5 protein-coding genes are annotated in these 5,927 nt (G+C 64.8%); 4 read left to right on the top strand and 1 reads right to left on the bottom strand.

What is annotated here, in order from left to right; genetic code table 11:
* The 3 genes from ACXJL8_RS31450 to ACXJL8_RS31440 form a co-directional block, all read left to right on the top strand.
* Nucleotides 1-2,244 (top strand): TonB-dependent siderophore receptor (locus ACXJL8_RS31450; RefSeq protein ID WP_456686189.1); only part of this gene is annotated, 2,244 nt, incomplete at its 5' end.
* 2 nt (nt 2,245-2,246) lie between these two features.
* Nucleotides 2,247-3,275 carry an extracellular solute-binding protein gene (locus ACXJL8_RS31445; RefSeq protein WP_456686188.1) on the top strand — a complete coding sequence of 343 codons (1,029 nt, stop codon included), beginning with the start codon at nt 2,247-2,249 and terminating at the stop codon, nt 3,273-3,275.
* Nucleotides 3,268-4,461 (top strand): PepSY-associated TM helix domain-containing protein, encoded by a 1,194-nt coding sequence (locus ACXJL8_RS31440; protein ID WP_456686187.1) that lies wholly within the window; start codon nt 3,268-3,270, stop codon nt 4,459-4,461. The genes ACXJL8_RS31445 and ACXJL8_RS31440 overlap by 8 nt, the downstream gene beginning before the upstream one ends.
* A 57-nt stretch (nt 4,462-4,518) precedes the next feature.
* On the opposite strand, the gene ACXJL8_RS31435 is transcribed toward ACXJL8_RS31440, so the two are convergent.
* Nucleotides 4,519-5,136: a hypothetical protein gene (locus ACXJL8_RS31435; RefSeq protein ID WP_456620589.1), complete on the bottom strand. Its 618-nt coding sequence runs from the start codon at nt 5,134-5,136 to the stop codon at nt 4,519-4,521.
* Nucleotides 5,137-5,373: 237 nt separating this feature from the next.
* Between ACXJL8_RS31435 and ACXJL8_RS31430 the strand changes: the two genes are divergently transcribed.
* The coding region (locus ACXJL8_RS31430; protein ID WP_456686186.1) for a rhodanese-like domain-containing protein at nt 5,374-5,927 on the top strand (554 nt) is incomplete at its 3' end.

Genomic DNA, 5,927 nt, shown 5'->3' with positions numbered 1-5,927 from the left:
GCCGTGCTCCTTGCCGAATTGCCTTCCAACACGACGACCGCGCAGGCCCAATCGGCTCTGCCGCCGGTGACGGTGGATGCGCCGGTGCAGCGGCCGAAGCCGGCACGTGCGTCGGAGCAGTCCTCACGCCGCACGCAAGCCGCCGCGCGTCAGCGCAGCCGGAATGTCGCCACCGCGGCCGCACCGACGCCGTCGGAACGCGCCGCGGCTGAAGCCGCTGCGAAACAAGCCGCCAATCTCGGCTATCGCGCCATGCCGAGTGCGACCACGCTGCGCTCGGGGGCCTCGCCGCTCAACACCTCGCAGGCCGTCAACATCGTGCCCGCGCAGGTCCTGAAGGATCAGTTGCCGCGCAACATCGACGATGCGCTCATCAACGTCTCCGGTATCACCCAGACCAATACGCTCGCCGGCAGCCAGGACGCAGTGATCCGCCGCGGCTTCGGTGACAACCGCGACGGCTCGATCATGCGCAACGGCATGCCGCTGGTGCAGGGCCGCAGCCTCAATCCTGCCGTCGAAAGCGTCGAGGTGCTGAAGGGGCCGGCTTCGCTGCTCTACGGCATCATGGACCCCGGCGGCATCGTCAACACCATCAGCAAGCGCCCCGAGCTTTATCAGCACGGCTCGGTGACCCTGCTCGGCTCGACCTTCGCGAACAATCGTAGCGGAGCCGACGGCTTGCTCGACGTCACCGGTCCGATCGGCGACCAGGGCCTTGCCTATCGTTTCATCGGCTACGGCGTCAGCGAGGACTATTGGAGAAATTTCGGCCGCCACCGCGAGATGCTGGTGGCGCCGTCACTGGCCTGGTACGGCCAGGACACCACGGTTCAGCTCAACTACGAGCACCGCGAGTTCATCTATCCGTTCGATCGCGGCACGGCGTTCAATCCGGTGACGAAAGCGCCGCTGGCGGTGCCCGCCACACGCCGGCTCGACGAGCCCTTCAACAACACGTGGGGCACGTCCGACCTGATCCAGGCATCGGTCGAGCACCGCTTCAACCAGGACTGGAAGCTCTACGCCGGCTACAGCTACAACACCGAAACCTTCAGCGCCAACCAGCTCCGCATCTCCACCCTCAGCTTCACGACGGGCGTCGAGACGCGCAGCAATGACGGCACGCAGGGCTCGCTCAGCAATGCCAGTTACGGAACGTCCTACGTTTCCGGCGGCTTCTGGCTCGGCAACATGCGCAATGAGGTGGTGTTCGGCGGCGACGGCCAGTATCGCACCATCTACCGTGACAATCTGATCCGGCAGGCGACCCCTGCCATCAATGTCTACAATCCCGTCTACGGGCTGATCGGACCGGGGACGACGGTGTCGAACCCCGACAGTGCCCAGACCGACAAGCTCGGCCAGTGGTCGATGTTCTTCCAGGACACGCTGCATCTGACCGAACGCTTCGCGCTGGTCGGCGGCGTGCGCTACATGGACTACGACCAGATCGCCGGGCGCGGAAAGCCCTTCGTCACCAACACCAACGTGTCCCAGGACAAGGTGCTGCCTCTCGGCGGTGCCATCCTCAAGCTCACCGACCAAATCTCGCTTTATGCGAGCTACACCGAGTCGTTGAAGCCGAACTCGACCATTGCACCGATCGGCGTCGTGATCGGCTCCAATGTCGCGCCGGAAGAGGGCGTGTCATACGAGACTGGCGTCAAGTTCGATGTCAACCAGCGCATCTCCGGCACGATCGCGCTTTACGATCTCGACAAGAAGAACGTGCAGACGACGGTCACCAACAGCGCGAATGTCGTGGAAATCCACACCGTCGGCCGTGCCCGCTCGCGCGGCGTCGAGTTGGATGTCACCGGCAGGCTCACCGACAGCTGGGCCTTGATCGGCAGCTATGGCTATACCGACGCGCGGGTGACGGCATCCGAGGATGTCACGTTGCTCGGCAGGAAGCTGCAGAACGTCGCGCTGAACACAGCTTCGCTCTATCTGGTCTATGACTTTGGCACAGCTTTGCCGGGCCAGCTCCGCCTCGGCGGCGGCGCGCGCTACGTCGGCGATCGTCCCGGCGATGCGATCAACAGCTTCTTCTTGCCGTCCTATGTGGTCGCCGATATCTTCGCCACCTACGAGACGAAGTACGAGCAGTTCCCGGTGATCTATCAGTTCAACGTCAAGAACCTGTTCGACACCGTCTACTATCCCTCCGCCGTGAACAATCTGAACGTCGCGATCGGCGACGCGCGGCGCTTCTCGATGTCGGCAACGGTGAAGTTCTAGCAATGGCGGCGCGGCACAAAGCCATCGCGGTCCTGATCGCGCTGGCGGCCGCCTGCCTTGTCAGCACAGTTGCGAGCCGCGCCGAGGAGATCACGCTCTATTCGACCAGGGAGGCTGCCCTGCTCGAGCCGTCGATCGCGGCGTTCACGGAAGCGAGCGGCATCAGGGTCAAAATCGTCTTCGTCGAGGACAGTCTCGCCAAGCGCTTGGCATCGGAAGGCGAAGCGTCGCCTGCGGACGTCCTGATGACGATCGGGTTGGACAAGACCACTCAGCTTGCCAATCGCGGCCTGACGCAGGCCTTTGCATCGCCGCTGCTCGATCGAGTCGTCCCGCCGCATTTGCGCAGTGGTAGCGGGCAGTGGCTCGCGCTCGCCATCCGTCCCCGCGTGGTTCTGGCGCGCAAGGACAGCGCGCTCGCGGCGATCGACTATGAAGACCTCGCAAGTCCGCAATGGCGCGGCAAATTGTGCATGCGCGCGCCGCTGCATCAGAACAATGTCGCCCTGGTCGCGGCCTATCTCGCCCATCACGGCGAGGCCGCGACGGAGGCCTGGCTCGCCGGCCTGAAGGCCAATCTTGCGCACAAGCCGTCCGGCAAGGACAACGATTTGATCCGCGAGATCGCGCAAGGCGCGTGCGAAATCGGCATCGGTAACACCGTGGCGCTGGCGCAATTGCGTGACGGACGGGACGGCGCCGAATGGCGCGAATGGGCGTTGGCGGTCAGGGCGATCCCAACGGTCTTCAGGGGCGGTGGTACGCATGTGAATCTCACCGGCGCGGCCATCGCGAAACATGCGCCGCATCCGTCTGCCGCCCAAAAATTCCTCGAGTTCCTCGTCACCCAGGCGGCGCAGCGCGTCTTTGCGGCGGCCGAGCTCGAATATCCCGTGCTTGCGACCGCGGAGCGGGCTCCGATCGTCGCCGATATCGGCTCGTTCACTGTCGATGTGCTGCCGATCGAAGAGGTCGCCAGGCATCAGCAGGTTGCGATCGCACTCATCAAGAAGGCCGGCTTCGATGACTAGGCTGGGGCACAACATCAAGGTGGCTTTGCACGAGGTCCATTCCATCGCGGGCCTCGCCCTCGCGCTGCTGCTGACCCTGATCGCGCTGACCGGCGCGATCATGAGTTTTGAGGACGAGATCGTCGACCACCTGAACGCCGGAATCATGCAGGTCGCGCCGCGGACGGCGCCGGCGCTGATGCCGGACGAGCTGGTCGCGCGCCTGACGGCGGCGCAGGACCTCGGCAAGGTCTCCGCCGTCACGCTGGCGAGCGATCCATCCACCGCGGTGCATGTCCGCTTCGCGCGTGACGAGCAGGGCACGCGGCCGTCCTCGCTCTATGTCGATCCCTACGACGCGCGCGTGCTGGGTACGCCGCGCGGCGAGGAATTTTTTGCGACCGTGCGCAGGCTGCATCGCTGGCTGCTCATCCCCGGCGATGCCAAGGGCTGGGGACGCCAGATCACCGGCGTCGCTGCGCTCGGCCTGATCGTGATGCTGGTCTCGGGCCTGGTGCTGCGCTGGCCGCGTCGCGCAGGCAGCGTGAAGATGTGGCTGAAGCCCAATCTCGGACTCAGCGGGCGCGGTCTGCACCGCTCGCTGCACGCCGTCATCGGCACCTGGGTCTTGCCGGTCTATCTGGTGATGACGCTGACCGGGCTCTGGTACTCGTTCGACTGGTACAAGGACGGCGTGGTCTGGCTGCTGTCGCGCCCACATGTGGCGGCGGCAAGGATGCAGCCCAAGATGCCCACAAAGGCGCCGCGCGCGGCGGACCGTCCCGAGCCGGTTCAGGCCGTCGGATTTGATCGTGCATGGACGACGTTCCAGCGCGAGGAGGGCGGCCGCTTCTCCAAGGCCCTGCTGACGCTGCCCGCCGGTTCGGGCGCGGTGCTACGGATCCGCTCGTGGGGGAAGGACTCCACGCTCGATACCACGCGCGACGAGTTCCGCGTCGATGCCGTCACCGGCCAGCTGGTCTCGGCGGAACGCTATGCCGACAAGACGCTCGGCGAGAAGATCATCRCCAACGTGCTCGACATCCATCGCGGCGCGGTCCTCGGCTGGCCCGGCAAGCTCGCGTTCATGATCGCCGCAGCGCTGATGCCGCTGTTCTCGGTCACCGGCGTCCTGCTCTACCTGTCGCGCCGAAGGCTGCGGCGTCCCGCGCAGCCGCCGCTCGGGCGCCTCGTTCCGGGCGAGTGATCCGACAAGCCGCTGGTCAAATCCGCCTGGATCGAGTCAAGATATTTGCTTGACACGTCACTTCGGCTGCATGTGCCGTTCACCAATGATGACGTCGTTGTTGACGGCGTAGACAAAGCAGCCGCCATCCCTGCCATTTCGCGTGGGATCGCTGTTGCATTTTGCAAGTGCGGACGCCTGGGCATCATTCAAGCTCGCATCGCCCGCCGAGATGAACAGCTTCCCCCAAGGGTGGATGGCCATCGCTTTCGGCTCCATGGCCTTATCGTAATTCTGCACGTCGGGGCGCTGTCGCGTCACCCGCCGGATGATCGGAATCTGGGACAGATCATACTTGCCTGCATAATGCAGATGCGGCATGTCCCGCGCTGTCAGTTCGCCTTCCGCGACGATCTCCTCGTTCACCGCTAGCAGGGCGCACGGCTTGCCATAGCGCAACTGGCACGCTTCCAGTGAGCGCTCGCCGGTGGCCGACGCGTCCTCGTGTTCACAGGACCGGAAATAGCTCGCGCTGATGAGCTCCACGGCCTGCCCCTTGTTGGGCTTGCAGGCGACGTAGTCCTTGATCAGCGTGTCGCGGACAAAGCCGAACACGGTCGGCGTCGTCCCTGCTATGATCGACGCCATCGCCCGCTCGAATTGGGACTTGCGCTCCGCATTGGTCAGCGCGGCCATGGCCGCACCCGGAAGCACCAGAAACACCACCAGGAATTTTATAGTTCGCATGCTGCCCCTCCCCCCACGCGCGAATCGGAACTTTACCTGCCCCGCGCCCGCGGACAACATGCTTGTTTTCAGCAGCTCCAAGGGATTGCACGCCGCAGAGTGGGAGGGCATGCCCTCGTCGGGCTGGTCAAGCGGTCCGCAATCGGCCAAAAGCGCCCTGTTCAAACTTCGAAGGCTGCATGTCCGATGACGATCCCGACCGTCACCCCCGCCGATATCCGCCGCGCGCTGCTGTTGCGTGAGGAAATCGCGCTCATCGATCTCAGATACGAGGCCGCGTTTGCCACCGGCCATCCGCTGTTCGCCGCCAACATGGCGGCGGACCGGATCGCGATCGAGGCCGAGGTGAGGCTGCCGCGCAAGGACGTGCCGGTCGTGCTCTATGACGACGGGGAGGGGCTGGTCGCTGTGGGTGCCGGACGCCTTGCCGCGCTCGGCTACACCAACATCCGCGCGCTCGACGGCGGGCTCAAGGCCTGGCGTGCGGCGGGTTACGAGGTGTTCGAGGACGTCAATTCCTATTCGAAAGCGTTCGGCGAGCTGGTCGAGGCGCGACGTCACACACCGTCGTTCAGCGCCGACGAAGTGGCAAAACTGATCGCGGACAAGGCCAACATCGCCATACTCGACGTCCGCCGCTTCGATGAATACGCGACCATGAACATTCCGGGCTCGGTCAGCGTGCCCGGTGCGGAGCTGGTGTTGCGGGCAGGAACCGCCGTGCGCGATCCCGACACCAC

The organism is Bradyrhizobium sp. P5_C11_2 (assembly GCF_054049755.1).
This window is presented reverse-complemented; position numbering and strand designations above follow the sequence as displayed.